At 27.3% G+C, this 21854-nt stretch carries 13 protein-coding genes; 11 read left to right on the top strand and 2 right to left on the bottom strand.

Annotated features, from left to right (window positions below):
• Nucleotide 1: 1 nt before the first annotated feature.
• From VBN07_RS01430 to VBN07_RS01480, 11 genes are all read left to right on the top strand, one after another.
• The gene (locus VBN07_RS01430) at nt 2-1240 is read left to right on the top strand and encodes an Mbov_0396 family ICE element transmembrane protein (RefSeq protein ID WP_323177541.1); all 1239 of its coding nucleotides are present in this window, start codon (nt 2-4) and stop codon (nt 1238-1240) included.
• Nucleotides 1240-3888: an Mbov_0397 family ICE element conjugal transfer ATPase gene (locus tag VBN07_RS01435; protein ID WP_323177542.1), complete on the top strand. Its 2649-nt coding sequence runs from the start codon at nt 1240-1242 to the stop codon at nt 3886-3888. The genes VBN07_RS01430 and VBN07_RS01435 overlap by 1 nt, the downstream gene beginning before the upstream one ends.
• A 118-nt stretch (nt 3889-4006) precedes the next feature.
• Nucleotides 4007-8563, top strand: coding sequence for an Mbov_0399 family ICE element protein (locus VBN07_RS01440; RefSeq protein ID WP_323177543.1), 4557 nt, complete (start codon nt 4007-4009; stop codon nt 8561-8563).
• Nucleotides 8564-8574: 11 nt separating this feature from the next.
• Nucleotides 8575-9354: a DNA methyltransferase gene (locus VBN07_RS01445; protein WP_323177544.1), complete on the top strand. Its 780-nt coding sequence runs from the start codon at nt 8575-8577 to the stop codon at nt 9352-9354.
• Between the two features lie 113 nt (nt 9355-9467).
• The gene (locus VBN07_RS01450) at nt 9468-9668 is read left to right on the top strand and encodes a hypothetical protein (protein ID WP_323177545.1); all 201 of its coding nucleotides are present in this window, start codon (nt 9468-9470) and stop codon (nt 9666-9668) included.
• Nucleotides 9669-9686: 18 nt separating this feature from the next.
• Nucleotides 9687-10331: a hypothetical protein gene (locus VBN07_RS01455; RefSeq protein ID WP_323177546.1), complete on the top strand. Its 645-nt coding sequence runs from the start codon at nt 9687-9689 to the stop codon at nt 10329-10331.
• A gap of 28 nt (nt 10332-10359) precedes the next feature.
• On the top strand, nt 10360-10680 hold the full coding sequence (locus VBN07_RS01460) for a hypothetical protein (RefSeq protein WP_323177547.1): 321 nt from the start codon (nt 10360-10362) through the stop codon (nt 10678-10680).
• An 11-nt stretch (nt 10681-10691) separates the two neighbouring features.
• Nucleotides 10692-11060: a hypothetical protein gene (locus VBN07_RS01465; RefSeq protein ID WP_323177548.1), complete on the top strand. Its 369-nt coding sequence runs from the start codon at nt 10692-10694 to the stop codon at nt 11058-11060.
• A 127-nt stretch (nt 11061-11187) separates the two neighbouring features.
• Nucleotides 11188-12795 (top strand): hypothetical protein, encoded by a 1608-nt coding sequence (locus tag VBN07_RS01470; RefSeq protein ID WP_323177549.1) that lies wholly within the window; start codon nt 11188-11190, stop codon nt 12793-12795.
• A 108-nt stretch (nt 12796-12903) separates the two neighbouring features.
• The gene (locus VBN07_RS01475) at nt 12904-14094 is read left to right on the top strand and encodes a hypothetical protein (RefSeq protein WP_323177550.1); all 1191 of its coding nucleotides are present in this window, start codon (nt 12904-12906) and stop codon (nt 14092-14094) included.
• Between the two features lie 426 nt (nt 14095-14520).
• Entirely contained in the window at nt 14521-15147 is a 627-nt protein-coding gene (locus VBN07_RS01480) for a hypothetical protein (RefSeq protein ID WP_323177551.1), read from the top strand.
• A 468-nt stretch (nt 15148-15615) separates the two neighbouring features.
• On the opposite strand, the gene VBN07_RS01485 is transcribed toward VBN07_RS01480, so the two are convergent.
• Nucleotides 15616-16833 carry an Mbov_0401 family ICE element transposase-like protein gene (locus tag VBN07_RS01485; protein ID WP_323177552.1) on the bottom strand — a complete coding sequence of 406 codons (1218 nt, stop codon included), beginning with the start codon at nt 16831-16833 and terminating at the stop codon, nt 15616-15618.
• 1050 nt (nt 16834-17883) lie between these two features.
• The gene (locus VBN07_RS01490) at nt 17884-21774 is read right to left on the bottom strand and encodes a hypothetical protein (protein ID WP_323177553.1); all 3891 of its coding nucleotides are present in this window, start codon (nt 21772-21774) and stop codon (nt 17884-17886) included.
• Between the last annotated feature and the right edge of the window lie 80 nt (nt 21775-21854).

Below are 21854 nucleotides of genomic sequence, written 5' to 3' on the forward strand. Positions count from 1 at the left end.
AATGCTTAATGCTGTTTTAAAATGAATTACAGATACAATTATTACTCCAATTGCTTTTGCTTTTTTTAGTGTTGGTTGAGTAATATTTGTAGCTTTACCATTCTCTGCTGCTGAAATAATACAGGATATATCAAACTTTTTTGGTTTTAGTCTTGTTAGACAATTGTTCTTTGGTAAAGCAGACTTAAGTTCTGGTCAAATTCCACCTTTACCTTGAATGTTTGTTATTGTCCTAACATTTTCAATCTTTGTAAGTATTTTCTTACTTATTTATGGAATTTTCAAAGGGTCTTTATCACTAACACCTGATGGTAAAAGTAAATTAAGACCTGTAATTGGAAATGCGATTAAATCAGTTTTGATTTTATTAGCAATACCTATTTTATATGCTGCTTCAATCATCTTATTAGAAGTATCTTATGAAATGATTTCCAGAATCTTTGTTCAGGACAATGGTTTAAGTGAATTACAAAATGTATTCATTGCTTTAAAACCCAAAAACATTTCAGCTAATGAATGAAACAATCTTGTTGCTAGTCATTTATGAGATGTAGGAGCTATTTATAGTAGCTATAAGGAATTTAACTTTGGAGACGGTGCTTTAACAGTGCTTATGTTTGGGTCAATTTCAATTGTTATTCTTTTAGCAGTCTTAAAAATAACTATAGAAGTTGGAGTAAAAAGTATCTTAATTTATTTCAACATGTTAATTGCTCCTGCTCCTTTACTTTACTCACTTAAAGATGAAGGAAAAGCATTTAAAACATTCACTAGACAAACAATGTTAAATATTGGAGCAATCTTTGCTTTACAGTTCTTATTCAAATTTATGCTCTTATATTTCATTGCTATTTCACAAATTGACTTATCGACAAACATTAACATTGGTAATTCTCCATTTATTCAAACAGTTGTTAATTTCATTCTTAAGATGTGTTTATTAACTGCTGGTATCTATGGTATTTACAATCTGATGAAGAAAATAGACAGTATGGCTGGTTCAGCAGTAAGTAGCATGGTATCTGGTGCTAAATTAGCAGCTGGTGTAGCAACTGGAAACCCAGCAGCAATTTCATCAAGCTTAAATGAAATGAAAGCTAATAGTCAACAAGGACAAGCGGCAACTGCTGATTTAAAATCACAAAATGAGCAGTTATCGACACCGACTTATACTAACTATACCAAGGAGTTTAAAGATAAAAACAGCAATAATAACTCATTACCGAAAAGGAAGTTTTAATGAAGAGATGACAGACCAAAAAATTCAAAGAAAGTTCAAAGTTATTATTCTTTAAAAACCTTACATTCATAGACGTTAGTGTCTTTATAGTTATCTTTATTGTCTCATCATTAATCTCATTTTATGGTCTAGGAGAAATTAATAAATTCATTAAGTTAGGTGTTTTTGCCGGAATTACTTTACTTTGTTCATTTGTGCTAATTAAAAGTCCAAAACATGGAGTAAGGTATTATGTGGTCTTATGAAGATTAATTGTCTATTTAACATCAAAAAAGAAATATAACAAAAGCACAATTAGTGCTCTGATACCATATAGACTAGTCAAAAACAAAGACTATATAGCTAACAAAGAAGGAAGTACAGTCTTTAGTGTCTTACAAATTTTCGGAAAAGACATTACACAAGAAAGTGCTAAAGAGCAAGAAATTTACTTTAAGAAATTAACTGAATTGCTTAATAAAGTCGAAACTAAAATCAGTATTGTTAAATTACCAAGAAAATCTGACTTAAAAACAAATTTAGAGGACTTACAACAAAAACATTCACAAAATAATAGTCAAAACTTAAATCAATTATTTGAAGAATACAAAGAAGCAATCAATACTGCTAACACAGAAACAACTGTCGATACATACTTTATTGTAGTGTATGCTGGAAGTGAAAATGACTTATACTCTGAAATTCAAAAACTCAAAAATGAGCTTACTAACTGTAAATTAAGATATAAGCAACTTAATCAAGACCAAATTATTGCTTTATTAAATGAAATCTTTGTTTATGATGAAAACTTTTCAATGGAGCAAATAGCAAACAATAATAACTTACTATCATTCAAAAACTTAAATTTCAAAAAAGACCATTTTGTGATTGATGGTAATTATTATTCAGTCCAAACAATAATGGAGTTTCCATCATTACTCAATAATAACTATGTTCAAAAGACTTTTGATAGTCCAAGTGTTATTATTTGAAACTTAAGCAAAATTCCATCTGATGAGTTAGCTAAATTGGTTCATAAAAACTATATAAGCTCACATTTAAATATTTCAGAGCAAAAGAATAAATTGCTAAATTCTAAAAAACAAAATGATATAGCAGCTCAAGAAGAGCTTTCAGAAATAGCATCATTAGAAAATGAAAATGTATTTAAAAGCTCTATTATGATGCTCTCTAAAGCAACTAATAAACACTATTTAGACAAGATTAAGTCTATCAATATAAAAAATTTAAAAAGCTGAAATGCTAAAATAGACAACCTGATTTATAGACAATATGAAGCTTTAGGAAATGTGTTTTTTAGAAGCAAAGACATTTTAAAAGAACATCACGAACAAGTCGCATCGAATGTTGCTTACGCATGACCTTTTCTTTATGAAGAATACAATGATAAGAATTTCTTTTTAGTCGGTATTAATTCTTACAATCAAAAACCTGTTTTTATTAACCAAAAACTCAAAACAATGAATAGAACAAACCACAATATGTTTATTCTAGGAGAAACAGGAGCAGGTAAAAGTAGTTTCACTCAAAAATTGATTTTAGACAAATTAGCACAAGGAGACCAAGTTTTCATTATTGACCCACAAGGTGAATATACAGATTTTGTTAAGAAATTAGGTGGTATTTCTCTTAATTTAGGAGCTAATGGGGAAAGTAAAATCAACCCTTTACAAATCAGACATTTATTTAACCCTGATTTTAGCTCTGAATCTAAAGATACACCACTTACAATGTCTAATTCAGACTTATTACACTTACACGAAGATTTCTTTAAGCAATGAATTTGTACCTTATACCCTAGATTAACTGATAAAGATACTGTGTTTATCATTGCTGCTTTACATAAAGTTTATAAGAAATGAAACTTTATTAATAGCAATGAAGATATAGCTAATTTACCAGCTAATAAATACCCTTTAATGAAAGATTTAATTGATGCTCTTTATGAGCAATTAGTTGAATATGAGCAAAATGAAAAGATATCAGACTTACAAATCAAAGAATGATATTTACTGCTCGAAATCATCAAAACTGACTTTATAGATGGTAAATATGCTGAAAGATACAACAGCTATTCAACAATGAAGTTAGATGAGCAAATCATCAGTTTCAATGTTAGCTCATTGATGAACCAAGAAAGCACAACATTCAACTCATCATTCTACTTATTCCTTTCATACATCAAAGGGAAGATATCACAACAACATCATAAGGACAATATGATTTGAATTGTGATAGATGAAGCGCATAAATTCATTGATAGTAAAAAAGAAATAACTTTAGATTTCATCTATAGCACTATTAAGGAGATTAGAAAGTACAAAGGTGGTGTTATTATCACAACACAAAACCCTGAAGACTTTGCTAAAACAGAAAACCTTAAAGAGCAAGGAAAAGCAATAATGAGTGCTTGTCAGTATGCTGTGTTATTCAGACTTAAAGCAGCACAAATTCAAATTATGAATATCTTTTTCAGTTTAGAAAATGGACTGAGCAAAAATGAAGAAAACTCGATTTTAGCAGCTCATAGGGGACAATGTCTATACAAACTTTCTCCTGATGAAAAAGTATTCATAACAGTAAATTATTCACAAACAGAAAAAGACTTAATTTGAAAGGAAAAAACTTTAATCACACAAACAAATTAAACAATATTAGTCAATGCTTTTTAGCATTGATTTATGAAACAACTGGAGTTTTAATTTAAGTTCAATTCTTAAATGTTTCACCACAATATAACAAATAACAAAAAACAAAGGAGTTGCGATGAAGAAAACACCACTAATTTTGCTTTCGTCAAGTGTTTTAATACCAATCATACCTTTTACCATATCTGCTAGCACAAATATAAGTAGTGCTGTAGATAATAACACACAAATTGTTAATTCGAGAATTCTAATTCCTTTGGAATTAACAGGAAATTTCACTGAAAATTCTATAGATGATGTTTTATTGGAATGAGAAGATGATTTTATTGAAAAGACATATTTAGCAACAGAAATAGACAACTTAACTGATTTAAAAAGTATGTTAAATCGTTTTAGAGATAAACCTGTATCAGAAAAAGATTTTAATAACTACATATTCAAACCAGAGATATCAATTCATTATAACTACAACTATGACCCTGTAATGAATGTTAACACAGGAATTATTGATTTATGAAAAGAAGAAGAAAGAAGTTTTAAGGTAGAAGCTAAAGCTCAAAAGATTTTATCCTTTACAAAATTAGACATATTCAAGACCAATAAATTTGTTAGAAATCTTGAGTTTTATGATTTTCAAAGACCATCTCTTATAAATCGATGAGATAAAGGTTCTAAATATGAAGGTATTGAACCATATAAACATTATGTTGAAATAAAGTTTAAAGTAAGATATCAAACATTAACTGCTGCAGAATTACTTGATTGAGCTAAAGAACAGGTGAATGAAGAGCTTAAAAAGGAAAATCAATCATTATCAAGATTTAGATTAGAAAGTCAATCTGGAGAAACAAAACCATTCGGAATGGAAACTAAACCTTTCAACTCTGAACAAAGAGTAGAAAGCAATAAATCTATATGAGATAGATTTGAAAACACAATCAAAGCTAAATTTCAAGCTTTGAAAACTAAACCAGATAACTTTACCATTACTTTTGCTCCAGATAAAAGATATTCTAATAGACGAAAAATTACTTATAGATACACAAATGAGCATAGAAACATAACAACAGTGGAAGATAGCATACAAGTTGATGTTATAACAAGCTCATTGATTTCTAATGCTATTGAAGCAAGATTAAAAATCACACCAGGAGCTTATATTGATAAGTCATTTCCTAAAGACTATACACCTATTCCAGAAGAAAAAGTGGTAGATAATCTTTATGAAACATTCCCTGTATTGACTTTTTTAGCTAACCCAGATAATAATGAAATCTTATACATTAATGACCAAGAAGTACCTGTCTTAAATAACCAATATAGATATGAATTTAAAGACCTTAAAGCATCAACTATAGGAGAAACTAAATTAAGAGCATTAGAGACAGCTAAAGCTAATTTACAAAAGTTTAATGACCAAGTCGCTAAACATAATCTTAATAATGAGCAATTGTCTCAATCAGACAAGAAAAGACAAAAGCAACTAGAAGATGAACTCCAAAGAGCACAAAATGCTTATGATAGATTAAACACATACAAAATAGAAATTAAAGCATTTGATGAAACTAACCAAACAACCAGAATTGTATATTCAAAAGAAATTCAAATTCTTTCACAATTAGACCAAAAGTTTGAAGCTAAATTCTATGCGTGAAACCCTGAAGAAAACTCAAATCAAAAGGAATTATTAGAAAGATGACTTAAAGACCCTAAGGGTAATTATATTTTAGATAGCTCTAATAATAGAATTCCTAATCCTAAATATAACCCAAATATTAATGCTAAAACAGGGTCAAACATTGAGCTAGTAGTATTAGAAAAATACTCAACTCCAGGGTCAAAACACCCATGAGCTTACTTCACTGATGGATTTTTCAACTTACAAGACCCCTTAACACCTGAAGGTGTGTATAAAGAAAGAAATTGAACATCAGATAAAAGTGGTGTTAATAGCATCATAGCAGAAGCACAAGTAGTCTATGGTGGAGTGAAGTTTGATATATCAGATAACATCACTAACTTATCAGTCTATAAATTAGAAGATGGAGAATGAATATATGATGAAGAAATTGATATTGATTGAGATGATAAATTAAGCTTTTTTAAACAAGAAAATAACGTCTTTTCACAAAAAGGAGTGTGGTTGTTTTCAGTCAAATCAAATACAGGTCTAGCTAAATACAAAGTCTTTAACATCAAAGAACCCGACGCTAGAAATGAAGCTGTAAATGATGAAGTTTTCTCAAAATTAGTATCACATTCGAGAAACTTTTGAGAGCACAGTATGGGAAAACACTTAAGTGCTTACTTAAGACTTAAATACAACTATAGTATTGAGAATATTAAAAACTTAAGCTATAGTGAAGTTATGAACTATTGAAAAGAGTACTTTTCAAATATTTATAACAAATACAAAATTCCTGTAGCTGAAGTGAGATTTTTAGAAAGTAGAGTTAAAAACTTTATTAGTACTCACTATTCTCCAGAAGTTATAGTAGCTAATATTAAGAAACACAAGCAAGATAATTCATACCCATTATTACCTAACTATTCAAGGTCTGAATTACAAGAATACTTACAAATAGTTTCTGAATTAGACACAAGCTATGAAAAAGAAGTCAGCGAGATATGAGTTAAGTACATTACTAAACTAATGGATTTTGTACTAATCTCGTACCCTGAATATTTCCAAAAGAAAGTTTTACCAGCAGATGTTCAAGAATATAACATTACTGAAAAAATCAAGTTAGCTTTTATGGTAATTAATGAATTATCTATCATTGATTTTAATGATACTGTCTTTACAGTCGAAGAGTTTTGAAATTCAATTGATTTTTACAAAATAGTACCTGAATTATTAGGAAACAATCTTAAGAACTATTTAATTAAAAATAAAATCACTGAAAGATTTGATGGTATTGAGAATACCTTATGAGACCCACAGAAACACTTTTTCTATGATATTAAGGGTAAAAACATTTATAACCAATTATTTATTGAGTATGCTGCTATTGAAAAAGTAGAAAACTCAGAAACAAAATATAAACTAACTCTCAATTTCAAAGTGAAAGACAATAAAAGAGATACAACAATCATTGAGTTTGATACTGATGCTTACTTAAAACATAATAAAAGCACCAGAACGAACCCATTTGTAATCACATTAGAATATGACCTTTCAGAAGACATATCAGGAGCTAAAACATCATTAGCTTTATTATTAAATAACAAAGAATTAGAAGACTATTTGAAAATCAATCAAATAGATGAAAACTCATTTAACAGCGAAACAAAAATAAATGAATTTAAACAATCATTGCTAAATCAAGAATATGCTTTCTTTAATGATGAAGTTTATAAATATGCTAACTTACTTAACTTTAGCATTAAACCTGTATTTATAGCGTCTGCTCCAAGAACAAAACGAATCAATATTAACTTTGAGCTCAAGGATGAATACAAAGAGCAATACGAGCTTTTAAACTCAACAATTTCGCTTAAATACAATTTAGATGAAGCACCAACAATCAATAAGAAATATGCTCCTTTTCATTTAAATGTTGAGCATTTAGAAGACTATTTAATAGCAAATAAAATCACAGAAAGCACATTTGATACACCAGAGAAACAAACTGATTTTAGATTGCTATTAAACAATCCAAGAATGAATTTCTTTACAGAACAAAGTTATGAATATGTTTTAGTAAGTAGTTTTAAAATTGAAGCTAAAGACCCACAAAACCCTAACATTAAGACTTTAACTTTAAAATATGACTTACAACCAGACAAACAAAAAGACTATAGATTATTACCATCTATTCAAAGAATTCATTACAACATCAATGAAGAAAGAGAGTTTATTAATGAATATAACATTAATGGTATTGAGAACATCAAAGTTATTCCACACATTGATATTGAAGGTGAAACTGATTTAAATGTAGCAAGAAACTTTATTAAAGACAAAATAGTTGAAGCTAACCCAACAGTAGATAAAAACATCTTATTTATCTCTGATACTGATATTCGAAGAGTTATAGCTAACAAAAACATATCAACAGTTATTAAAGTTAGAAACAAAAGTAGTTTAAACTCTAACTCATATAAAGAAATACAAGTATTTAACACTGTAGATGAAGAGTTAGCAAAGATTACAAACACTAATTTAACTCAAATCTATATTGAACCCTTAAATCTTAAGGGTATCACAACAAAAAGTCAGTTAAAAAACACAATTATCGATTATTTAAATGCTAAATTAGCTAAACATCATATTATCTTTGAAAGAATGCTCAAGTTTGAAAACGAGCTATACCTAAATTCATTATTAAGACCTAACAATATCAATAGATTATCTTTTAAGTTTTTACCAAAAGTCAAAAAACTAACAGATCATCTATCTGTGATTGTATCTAATGATTTAACAGGAATTACCACAGTAGATGAATATAATCCTAATTTAGATATCTCTAAACCTAAAAGTAATGCTGGATTTTCTGATAAAGAAACAATTTTTGGTGAAGTTGAAAATGATGAAGATGAAAACATCATAGAAACAGTAGAACAAGAACAAAATAGCACACAAATTTGACTTACAGCTATTTTGTGTGTAGCAACAATTCTTACATTCGGTGCTGTCGGTATTTGATGAATTAGAAAAAGAAGAATTAGATAAAGGAAACTTACATGAAGCAAACAAAACAAAAACTAATTGTGTGAGCTTTATATGATGATGCTGAAAGCTCATATAAAAATGCTATTGCTAATCATTGAGATGATGAACTCTATGATTTACAAGTCCATAGTATAGGAATTAACCCTATTTGTTTTCCAGAGAGCAATAAGTATTTCTATCACAGAATTGATTTATCACTTATCAACTCTAATTTAATCAAACAACTCAAGCAATTACCTAAACCAGACATCATATTAGCATCTCCACCCTGTGAGAGCTGGTCTGGTGCTGATTGTAATGGAAAGATGTTTAAAAGCATAGATAACAATGGTAATTGAGTTATTAAAAACTCTAAATTCTATGATGAATATAACCAAAACTGCCACCCTGTTAAAAGAAGATTTTTCGAACAAAAAGAAAAAACCAGAATCAATGGAGAAGCAACTATAGGAGCAACAATTAAAATCATCAAAACTTTTAAACCTAAAGTTTGAGTTATCGAAAACCCTACAAGGTCAAAGATTTGAGATTTCCAAAGAAATCATTGAAACTTTGAAGGTTATGAGAATAAATCAACTTATAGCTCTTATGATGATAACTTTTCACTTAAACCAACTATCTTTAAGTCAAATATAAAGTTTGCTTTAAGGAATAATACAGAGAAAACTAAAGCAAAAAGTAAGCATATGTCTGGGTCATATTCACAAAGAAGCAAAATACCACATCAATTAGTAATCGAGATGCTTAAACATATAACTAATTGAATAAGAGAGCACAACAATAACGATTAAACAAAGGAGTAAAAAATGAAAGAAATAAAACACAAAACAGATTTCCTATATGAATACGAACCAATTTTTGAAGCATATAAAAAATTAACAAAATCAGAAAAGAAAGACTAAATATGACTCAAATGGTGCTATTTAAACTAGCAGAACAAGCAAAGGAAATCAAGAGCTTAAGACGTCAACTAGAGCACAAGAAAAAGCAATTATCTAAAGCAAAAGATGCTCTTAAATTTATTGCTACTTTATATAACAAGAATAATCAAGAAGATTTAAATAAATTGTTAGCAATCATTGCTGATGAATACAAGAATTCTTAATGAAATTTAAAGGAAAAAATGAATAACATAACAAAAACACAAAGTGATTTTTACAAATTATCAAGTTTCTTTGCTTCTAAATTAGGTGAACTTATCAATTTACCATCTGTTAAATTCTATAATGCTTATCTACAAATGAATGATAGAGATAAACAAATGTTTATTGAAAAATTAGAATGACTCTATAAAAACATCAAAAAAGCACTAAAAATTGAAGTGTTTTATGATGTTATAACAACATTAATAGCAGATAGTTTTAAATTACATGAATATGAACCTGCTTATCAATGAGTTAATTGAATTTATAGAACTATTAGAAATGCTGAAAAAGAAATTCCATACATAGGAGATAAGTTATTAAAAGAATGAATGGAAGAAAATTTGATTTTTGATAGAGATATGTATTTTGAAAGAATAACCAAAGACATTGAAGAAAACAAAGAACAGAGTAAATATCGACCTATTTATTCAAAGGTACAAGCAACACAATCTAAATATATTCATGTGTTTTTATATACCAATAAAGTTTCACCAATTGCTAATTCCAAACAGGAATTACTCAGAGAACACTTTTATAAGTATTTTGAATTAGAATACAAAAATATTATTACTAAATACTGAAGAAAGTGAATTCCACCAGTTTTTACTGAAATAAAAACATAAATAACAAAAAAACAAAGGAAGATAAATAATGAAAAAACAAATTCAAACACGATTTACACATTCATATGAATTAACTAAATACTTTGTAAATCTATTTTATGAAGATGAAGAATTCCAAGACTTTTTACATGAATATGGTGTCTATCATTCAATGGAATTATCAGAAATAGTTGATGAAGATTTAAAACAAAACGGTATAGGAAGTAGATATTATGGAGAATCAGAAGACATTGTTAGAGAAGATGATTGATTATTCTACGAAACTGAAATTATTGTAAGCAAATTCAAATGAGATGATTACCAATTTTACTTAAATAGATATGCTGAATACATCGATGAAAAAGAATAAGGAGATGAATAATGAAACAACTAATACAAACAGAATTTAAATCTAAAAATGAATTAATTGATTACTTTGTAAATCTATTCCAAGAAGACGAAGATTTCCAAACATTTTTAAGAGAAATGGGTGTCTATCATTCATATGAATTATGAGACATTGTTGATGAAGATTTGAAGAGAAACGGTCTAGAAAGTAGATATATCGGTACAACAGAAGATTTTGTTAAATATGATATTACCTTATTCTATGAAACTGATATCAATATCAAGTTATTCAAAGAAGAAGATTACCAATTTTATTTAAATAGATATGCTGAATTTCTTAAAGTATGAGAAAAAACTGAACAAGAAATTGACCTTTTAGAAAAACTTACATTAGCTAATTAGATAATAAAAAAATTTTAAAAAGAGATAAATTTAATTTAGATACAGCACCTTAAAAAGGTGTAAAATAAAAATATAGCTGAACTTTATTTTTTATGAATTAAAAAATCTCTTTTAGAAAGAAACACTTATGAAAAAGATAAATAAATTTATAAAAAGTATAAGTTTAGGAGCAATTGCTGTGCTCCCTTTTTTCACAGTTTCTTGTCTAGACAAGATTATTAAAGGAGTTATTCCACAACCATACAAAGGTGGTGGTGGAAATTACTTTGATAACTACAAATCAAGACCAAAAACTGATGTAGAAAAAGCTATATTAGCATCAGCATATGGTAATTACGACCTAAGATATTCTATTAATAACAGTGATGCTCCACAAATTGAACCAACAAAGTTTGAAGATATCGGGAAATTCACTGATTATCACTTTAGATTACCTGAATTAATGTATGAATTTACAAAAGTAAACGGTATTTTAGATTATCAAACTTTCATTAGAGATGAAATTACTAATAGATTGTATGAAGATGTAAGTGCTGCTACATCAACATCAAATGCTTTCTTCTATGAAGGAAGTTATAAATCTATTTGAGAAACTAAACCAGCTAAATTAGCAGAATTTGAAGATTTAATTAAAAATCATATTCTTAAAGACCAGTCAGTAGAGCAAAGGAATGATAACTATAAATATCATTTAAGTTATGATATTTACTTTGCTAATCAAGAAAGACAATTTATGAAGAGCGACGAAATCTTTATGAATGAAGATTTGAACAATTTAGCTGAAACAGGAAAAATAGATGATGATGAAAATGATGGTGTCCAACATTTTGCTGTTAATTTCTATGCTTCCATTTTAGGAGATTGATATAGAGAACTCTTATTTAGAGACTATATCAAAGCATTAGATAATTATGCTCAATTAAGAACATGACTTTATAAAAACTTAATTCTAAAGCTAAATGATGAAACTAAATCAGCTGAAGAACAGTTAAAAGAAGTGTTTTTAGATAAAGAAAATACTAAAGAAGACATGAAATGGTATTTAAATAAAGCAATTTCAGCAACATTAGAATTCTTACACCCGGCATATTACCCAGACTTAAACTTTGGAGACCCTGAATTTCTTAAATTAATTGGTTTCACTGATTATTTTGAAGAAACACGGGTAAAGTCTTGAGATGATGAAACATACAATTTAAAATATCGAAACAAAAGAGTTTTAGTACCTTTCTGAACTAATGAGAAATATACTAATTTAGATGCTGCTAAACTTTGAGATGAAGCTTATAAATTCTTAAATATTCTATTTGCTTTCTATGTACTTGTAAATGATAACAATGAGAAAATACAACAACAATTTGAAGCAATATTTAAAAAAGCAGATGGTAAAGTATCTGATAGCAGTGGAAAAAGATTTGATAAAAAATCATTTGACTGCTTTGGAGATAAAACTTTTGCTAACAATGATGGTACAGTTTTATATCAAAATTGAAATAACTTACTATCTTTCTTTAATAGAAAAGAAAACTATTATGCTATTGAAGTTTATGAAACATCATCATCTGACAAAGTTAATTGAACAATGACTAAAGAAGAAGCTATTGATGTTATTAATTCATACTTTAATCAAAACATTTCAAACAGTAATTTAAAGGACATCTTGGGTCTTAAATATAGCAGTTTTGATACAAAACCACTAGACACATTGACTGATGAAAGTGAAGAACAAGAATAAAATGAAAAAACACTGATTTAAGTTATTGTGTTATATTGGTGGAACAATTGCTATCATCGGCTCTACAACTTATGCCGTTATCAGAAATAGTGTGAATAAGGAGTAAAAATGAGATTAAAACATTTAGCAATATTCGGGTCTCTTGTTATAGCACCACTCATCACTTTTTCTCTCACATCTGCTTGTGAAAAGAAAGATGAACCAAAAGACCCTAAACCAATTGACTCACAACCTACTACTGAACCTATTACACCAAAAGACCCTGAACCAATCTCTCCAACTCCAGAACCATCAAAACCAGTTTCTAAACAATATGAATATGGTAATTTCAATTGAGAATACAAACCTGATGGATTCGAAGCCACAACACAGAATACTGGAGAAAATTTCTTATATCATCTCAATTTACCATTAATTCTTTGAAAATATAAGCAGCAAAGTGGTGGAGCATATGACTTTGTCCCTTATATGATGTCTCAACCTGAAAATAGAAGAATTTATGCAGCAGTCCAGTTTCCTGAATTTACAGACAGTAGCACAAGATACAAATGATTAGAATTTATTGAAAAATTAGAAGACTCAGTTTACTTATATTCTTCTCATTTAACCAAATTATCAAAATGATTTACAGATGAAACTAAATCTCTTGAAGAACAATTAGAAAATGTTGTGTTATTCAAAGGAGGCGATTATAATAAGTTTGATTGAATACCTGAAGCAGTCCTTAATAATATAGATTGAGATAATGATTGATTATTCAAAACAAAAGACCCAGAGCAAATGATACCTTATGGTGGTGTAGAATTAACTGAAGATAAGAAAACAGCATCTTATATTCCTGATGAATACAAAGAAAAATACAAAGATACATTAATTTACCCTTTCTATTCTCCAGAAGAAGTGCCAAACTTATATACAGCTAAAATATGAGAAAAGCTTTATGATTTACATAGACTTTTCAAAGCTCTATCAGTATTGAAACCAAATAAATCTGAAAGAAATAAAGAAGAAAGATATGATATGTATTTCCACTCTCCATACGGTCACATCTATTCATATCTAGATAGAGATGTCTATGAAAATGGAGAAGTGGTGTATCATACAACTGATAAGTATGCACCATACACTTTATCTAAATCAGAAGCTGTTAAAATCATAGACGAATGATTTAACACAGAACATGTCTATGATAAAGAAACCGGTGCTACAACCACATACAAAGAGATGTTTAATATTAGATATTCAACAATAGCTAAAGAAGAAACATCAGTAGAGAGCACAGCAGACAATTCAAATTAAAATTAATACAGAAAAACCATCTACATATTCAGTTATGTAGATTTTTTCTTTTCTTTGTATCTGGACATACTCCTAATTGACCCAGAAATACCCTTAAAACTCACGGAAACTGTTTTTGAATACATTAGGTTTCGTATTTGAGTTAGACATTTTAAACATAAATTGAAATAGGGAAATCAAGCAGTTAATTCTACTTAGTTTTTGCGTAAAAATTATTTTTTTAAAAAAGGAAAAATTAAAACTTTTGTAAAAAAATATTTTTATAATAAGCGGAAAAAATATGCTAAAATATAAACGAGTGAATAAATCACTTATACGAAAGCCGTCATAACAAGCGACCTTATCCAGGCGTATTAAAATAATAATAGGTGTATTTCTTATTGTGCCTAGCGGTTATGCGTAGGGCGCTATTTTTTTATTAAAATTATGAAAAAATTAGACACAGAATTTTATAAATTAATATCTATTTTTAATTCCATTTTTAAAACTTTTGAAAATGAAAACAAAAAACTTAATTTTCATTTATCAAATAATAAATTGTTTTATATAAATAGGGAAAATATCTATCACATAATTGGAATGCATTATATTTCTAATGCATTAGGTTATTCTAAAAAACAAGATAACATTAAGAAAATTAGAAGATTTATTGATGATATTTTAAATCAAAAACTTAATTATTATAAATTACAACAATCATTTAGAAAAAATATCAAATCACTAATTACAGCAAAATATTTAAAGAATAATCCTAATGCTTTTTTTAAATTAATTGTAGAAAGAATAGAAACATTCGTTGAAATTTGCACAAAAGATTTTGAAAACGAAGAAGAAATAATGATAGGCAAATTACCAAATGAAGATATAACATATCTTTGTGTTAAGAAATTTTCCAAAGATCTCTATGGTACTATTGGGTTTAAAAAAATTACTCGTAATGGTTATTATTATGATACTTATATCTCTCAAACAATAAAAACAATTAATAAAAAACATATGACTTTTGAAATAGAAAAATTTAAATATAGAACTTTTAACCTTAAAACCAAGTAGCAATTTCTGCTTGGTTTTTTCATTTTTTCCAGTTTTAAATAGTCCAAATTTCCGTTTTTCTTTTATTCATATTATCGTAAAAATATAAAAAGAATTCGTTTTTATAGTGGGTAAAAATGAATACAGAAAACCATCTACATATTCAGTTATGTAGATTTTTTCTTTTCATTGTATCTGGATATACCCCTAATTGACCCAGAAATACCCTTAAAACTCACAGAATTCTTTTTGAATAGAAAACCATATGGAAAAGATTTCTGCTCTTTTAAACACATTTAAAACACAAATTTCAAAAAGAGCACAACAAAATACACCTACACACATAAAAGATGTAGATTTTTTAAGAAATTTTGTTTTTTATACACTTTTTAAGTGTCTTTACATAGATAAAAGCTTTTTAAGAATATATTTTTTCTTCTAAAAGATTGAATTTGAAATTATTTTTATTCTTCAATATTTACTTTGCTGTTAATTTGTTTCTATTTTTTCAATGAATTTCTCATCTGGTTCTTCATCGATGAAACCAAAACTTAAATTTTCATTTGAATTGAATAGTCAAATTTTTTTAAGAGTATCAATTGAAAATATTGTGAATTTTCTTGTTGTATATCTTTTTACAACATGACTAATTCATGTTTCAGCATGAGACCCAATGTAATACTTATTGTCTTTGTTTGTAGCAATTGAATTGTTCTTCAGATAAATTGCTAAACTTCTTAGTTCCTTTTGTTTTCTTTCCGATAACAAGTGATTGTATTTTTGAATTTGTTTGACTAATTCAAGGGATTTATCAAGTTCGAATTTATCAGTATATTGCTTATAAGTTTTATAGAAATTGATATTTAGTATCTTTTCTATAGGTCTTAATTCATCCAAATTCCTTTTATAAGTTTTTGTATTACAAAACAGAGTTTCATAACCTTTTTTCATCAAATGGTAATGGTCTATGATGTAATCAGCATTTAAATGTTGTGCTAAACTTTTGATTCATTTAGCACCATCTCCAGAAACTAAAATCTTCATATTGTCTTTACCATACACTTCTTTGATTTTGTCTTTGATGTAAATAGACCAAGATTTCATATCTTTTTTAGCATTTTTCTTACCAATTGCTGGTGTAATCTCTAAAATAGAGTGTTTCCCGAGAATTTTGCTATTTTCATCTTTACCAAGATGTAGCATAATAGATCTAATATTCTGTGTCTCAATTGTTCTTTTTTGTATTCTAGTTTTCAAAAATGAATCATCAGCATTGATATAGACAACTTCTTTGTCTTTAGCTAATTCTTTATGAATAACAGGTTTAATTTGATTTCTTAATTTCTTTATAGTTAAGAAAACAGACCCTTTGCTAAAGGTGTTTTTGAAATATTCAACAATGTTTTTAGCTGAAAACTCCCTTAAGTATTGATTAACGATTTTTTCTTTAAGTTGAATACTTACTCTTTGTCTTTTGTTTTCTCTTAAATAGTCGTTTTCAAATTGAGAAACAATTTTCTTACCATTAACAAACTTATAATATTTGGTTATAAAGACTTCTAAAATTCCAAATTCGGTAATTAGTTTTCTTCTAACTTTTGAATGTACAAATCACTTATTTTGTTTTCTTTCAGATGAAATTTTGTATTCAAAATCAGCTCTTTCTATGTTCTTTTTAAGTAAGTTTAAAATTAATCCACTCTTCATATTACTCCTAAAAGTGATTAAAACGCATAATCATCAAATTAATATTTGTTTTACAAAAAAATTATTTTGATAACTACTTAAAACTGTATATAATAATTTTAAGACAAGAAATTTCTATATTCAATCTGAATATTAAAATGTTTAAGGGTATAACAATTTCAGATGGAATAGGACAATTTTTGTGAAATCATTTTGAAGGGTAAAGACAATTTTTACCTTATTTTGTGTTTTTATTTTTTTAAATTTAAACTTTTTAGTGTATTTTTTTATTTTGATTTTTGAATTTCCATTTAATAGACATTTAAATACAGATTCAATCTGTCTTAAAAAGTCTCTAATTGACCCAGAAATGCCCCTAAAACTAACAGAAACTGTTTCAGGGTAGTATTCTTCATCTTCCTGATTTCTGTGCTTTAAAATGCGTTTAAAATCAATAGCAATTTTTGATGAGTTTAATGAAATTAGTTGATTTCATCACTCCAAATGTGTGATTTTGTATGAAACATTCAATGCTTTTTTAACACAAGTCCCACATATGTCCTGTAGATATAAATATTAAAATATTTAAGGGTATATATATTAGATATATATGTAATATATAACTAATATAGAGTATATAGTTAGAGTAAGTAATTAAATAGTCTATTTACTTTAATAAGTATGTATGTGATTTAATTACTTAACTTTATAAGTTTAGTGTTGATTTGTTTGAAATTTTGATATACTCAAATTAAGTGAGTAAAATTCTTTAAAACAGAAAAAGTTAAAAAATGTGTGGTTTTTCAATACTTTTTTGTATGTTTTCAGAAAAAAATTAAAAAATTTACTTGACTTGCTCTTAAAAATATGTTAGAATTATTTTGAGCAATATTCAGACTGAATAATTCTGATATATACCACTTATAAGTTTCTACTACAATAAAGAATGACCATATCTTTGATATGGTTTTTTCTTTTTTTGTAAAAAAATCACAAGCAAAAGCCTGTGATTGAATCATAAAAGGGGAATATTACAACTTCTTAATGAAGTTGGTTATTTTCTATACCTAATTATCCTATTGCTACTTTCGAACCAGCTGTATAGACTAAAACGTATTTTCTATCTGATTCTGGAATATCTCATTTATTTAATACAAAGATTGGAAGGATATGACTTTGCGTTCCATCTAATGTAGAAGCATTTCAAATGAGATTATCATTTACATAAAGTTTAAGTCTTAAATCTCCATAGTAACTTGCATTAATTGGGAAGTAACCATTAAAATTGTAAGCTTTTGCAGTTTTTGAAAAGTCTCCTAAGTTATTTGAAATAACTGATGGTAATGTATTTCCTGGAATACTTGGATGTCAAGAACGTGAATTATCTAAATCAAATTCAAGTCTAATTTTGTCTCCAGTTACAAAATCAATGTGTCTTGCAGTTGATGAGTCAATTAATTGTTCAAAGAATGCTCCACCAATGTTTGCAAAATCTCTTGTTGAAGAGTTTTTAGACGCAGTTGCGTTTAAAACAAATGTAAATGAGTTGTCTTCTGTAAATGTTTTTGTGAAGACTGATGTATTTTTATCAATATTAAACTTATCACTTGTTATATTTGTTTTAACAAATGCTTGAAGCAATGCAACTCATAAAGCGTTTTGATAATTGAATGCTGTGCCGTCAGAAATCTTGTAATTTCAAGCACCGTTTGCATAGCTGTTAATTACATTATTTAATCAGTTTTTATTCACATTATTTGTTCCATCTTGTAAAAATCTTTCTTTATATTTGATTTCATATTTTCTAGGAAATAATCAATAATCATCAAGTGAATTAGGAACAATAGTTGAAGCAGCAGGTGTTAAATCAGGAACTACACCTGTTTTAACTCAATAGTTTGCTATTGGGCTTTTATCTTCTTTAACAAATGTTGTTGCTAAATAAGGATAGTTTCCTTGGTTATTTAAAATTTCTAATTTAAGAAGCCTCTCTTCATTGTCATCGTGATTATATTCAAATGTAACAACTTCATTATCATAATCAATTGAACTTTTATCTAATCTAATGTAAGGATCATTATTGCGTCCTCTTAAACGAGTTTTGTATTGAAGTGTGATTAGACCTGAATCAAATAAAGGTTTTAAATCACGGATTGAAAGAGTTTGATATTTAGATGTGTTATCAATAGATAACAATTTGAATGATCCTTCAAATATTTTTCTAGGACCAATTACATAATCTGCATATCCATCATCAGCATTATTTAGACAATTCAATACTAAATATGTTGCATATTGCATGTTTGTTGTTAAGTAATTTAGTAAATTACCTTTATCAATTCTTTCATCAATATTAGCTTTAATTTGTTTAATTTCATCTAATCTAGAAATAAAGAATTCAACCTTATCTGTGTCATGCTCAAATTTGTATGATAAGTTTTCTTTATCAGCCAAGAAATCTTTTAAGTAGTACTTAGAATTATCTGGATTGTTAGAGATTTGAACAATTTGCTCAAATGCATCATTAACTTTTTCTGTTGCAATTGTATTAGCAACATTAAGGATATTTTCTACTTCATTTTTAAGAGTTTTTAATTCATCTAATGATTTATTTTCATAATCATCTAAAGTAGATAAATCAAAGTTTGTAATTTGATCTGAACCAAATAATGTTTCATTTTGTTTTACTTTATTTAATAAATTTAAATTTTCTCTTATGTATGCAACATAATCATCTTTACTTTCAGCAGATTGAGCAGCATTAACAATTATGTTTGCGACTTTATCAAATTTATTTCACTCACCACTTAATTCAAATAAGTATTTAGAATCTAATTTATTTCTGATTAACTCAATTAAATTATCTTTTGTATCTTGAGCAGTAGCTTGAATATCAAAATTATCAATTTGATCACTTGTATTGTTTTGAACAATATTAATTAAAACTATATAACTTTGTCGAGATATAACTACATCAACTTCATTATTTTGAATTTGGTCAATTGTTACTGATTGAATAACCTCTTTATTAGAATTGATTAAGACATATGAGTTAGGAACTAAATTACTTTCAATAGTAATTGAGTTTTCATCCATATTAATTTTTTGAGTAGTTGATGAAACTAAATTATTTTCTAAATCTTTGAAATTAATTGTTATCGTTTTTCTATTTTCAATAATATCAAGATTTATTGATGTAGCTCAAGGTTCAATTCCTGAAACAGATTTAATTTTTACATCTGTAGGTAATTGTTGAGTAATAAGGTCTTTAATTTTTCTTTCATCGTCTTGATAATTAACATCAATGTTAAAGTTATTAATATCTTGTCTGTGTGATTCATTATTAGCTATCACAACTTGCACACTATAGTTTTGAGGTAAAACTTTAACATCAACAGTATCATTTTCAATTTGATTTATTGTTATGCTATCTACAACCTGTTTATTTGAATTTGTTAATACATAACCATCTGGAATTAATGAATTTGAAACTGTAATTGAAGTTTCATTCACATTAATTTTTTGAGTTGTAATTTCTACAATATCGTTGTTTAAATCCTTAAAGTTAATTGTTATTGTTTTTCTATTTTCGACAATTTCAATTTGAATTTCTGAAGCTCAAGGAGTTACTCCTGAAATTGATGAAACTTTAACGTCACTTGGTAATTTTTGTTTAATAAAATCACTAATTTTTGTTTCATCATCTAGATAATTAACTTGAATTTCAAAATCTTGAATATCTTGTTTATGAGACTCGTTTTTGACTATTTTAACTTGTGCATTATAGTTTTTAGGAAGAACCAAAACATTAACTGAATTATCTACTATTTGGTCTACGACTTCACTTTCAATTGCTTCTTTATTCGAATTAACTAAAACATAAGAATCAGGAACAATATTGCTGTAGACAGTTAATTGATTCTCATCCATATTTATTCTTTGTGTTGTTGTACCAATAACAGAACCATTAGCATCAACAAAATTAATTGTTACATTTTTTCTGTTTTCAACGATATTAACATTAAATGTCTCAACTCAAGGTTTAACATCACTAATTGAACTAACTTTGACATCTACAGGAAGATGTTGCTCTATTAATTCTTTGACTCTGGTTTCATCATCTTGATAGTTAACTAAAATATTAAAGTCAGAAATATCATCTCTATGAGAGTTATTTTGATCAATATGAACTCTAACTTCATAGTTTTTAGGGAGCACAGTTAAGTTAATAGTATTATTTGTAATTTCATTCACTGTAACACTATCCAAGATTTGTTTGTTTGAATCAACTAGAACATAATCATTAGGAACTGAATCTGAACTTATAACAATTGAATTTTGTTTAGCAGGAATTCTTTCCTCTCTTTTTTTAATAACACCATGTGAATCATTAAAGTAAATTGTTATAGTTTTTCTATTTTCAACAATTTTAATTTGAATTTCTGAAGTTCAAGGAGTTACACCTGAAATTGATGAAACTTTAACGTCACTTGGTAATTTTTGTTTAATAAGTTCACTAATTCTTGTTTCGTCATCTTGATAATTAACTTGAATTTCGAAATCTTTAATATCTTGTCAGTCATGGTCGAATTCATTTCTTGCTATTGAAACTTGTACATCATAATTTTTAGGTCATATTTTAATAAATTCATTTGATATTGGAGCTTCATCTCTTATCAACTTATCAACCACTCCCCCGTATTTATTCAATAAAACATAGTTTTCCGGATCAGGATTAGTGATTTCTCATTTACCATTGATTTTTTTTGCAATACTCTTAAGAGTTTCAGGTTCTTCATCCCTGGTATAAGCGTTTCTTAATATCACTTTTACAGTTTCTTCAGTTTTATTTGTGTATTTTAGACCAAAATACACAGCAGGTGCAGTTACTGCTCCAAGTACTCCTGTGAATGCTAAAAGTATAATAATCTTTTTATTTCTTTTTGAAGTTTTACTAGTCATAAATTTGTCCTTTTTATTATTTTTAAATATACTAAATTAACACTTTTATATTATTAAAAAAATAAAATAAATTTTGAGCT

The sequence above is a fragment of the Mycoplasma sp. 4404 genome (assembly GCF_034863325.1).
GTDB lineage: Bacteria > Bacillota_I > Bacilli_A > Mycoplasmatales > Metamycoplasmataceae > Mycoplasmopsis.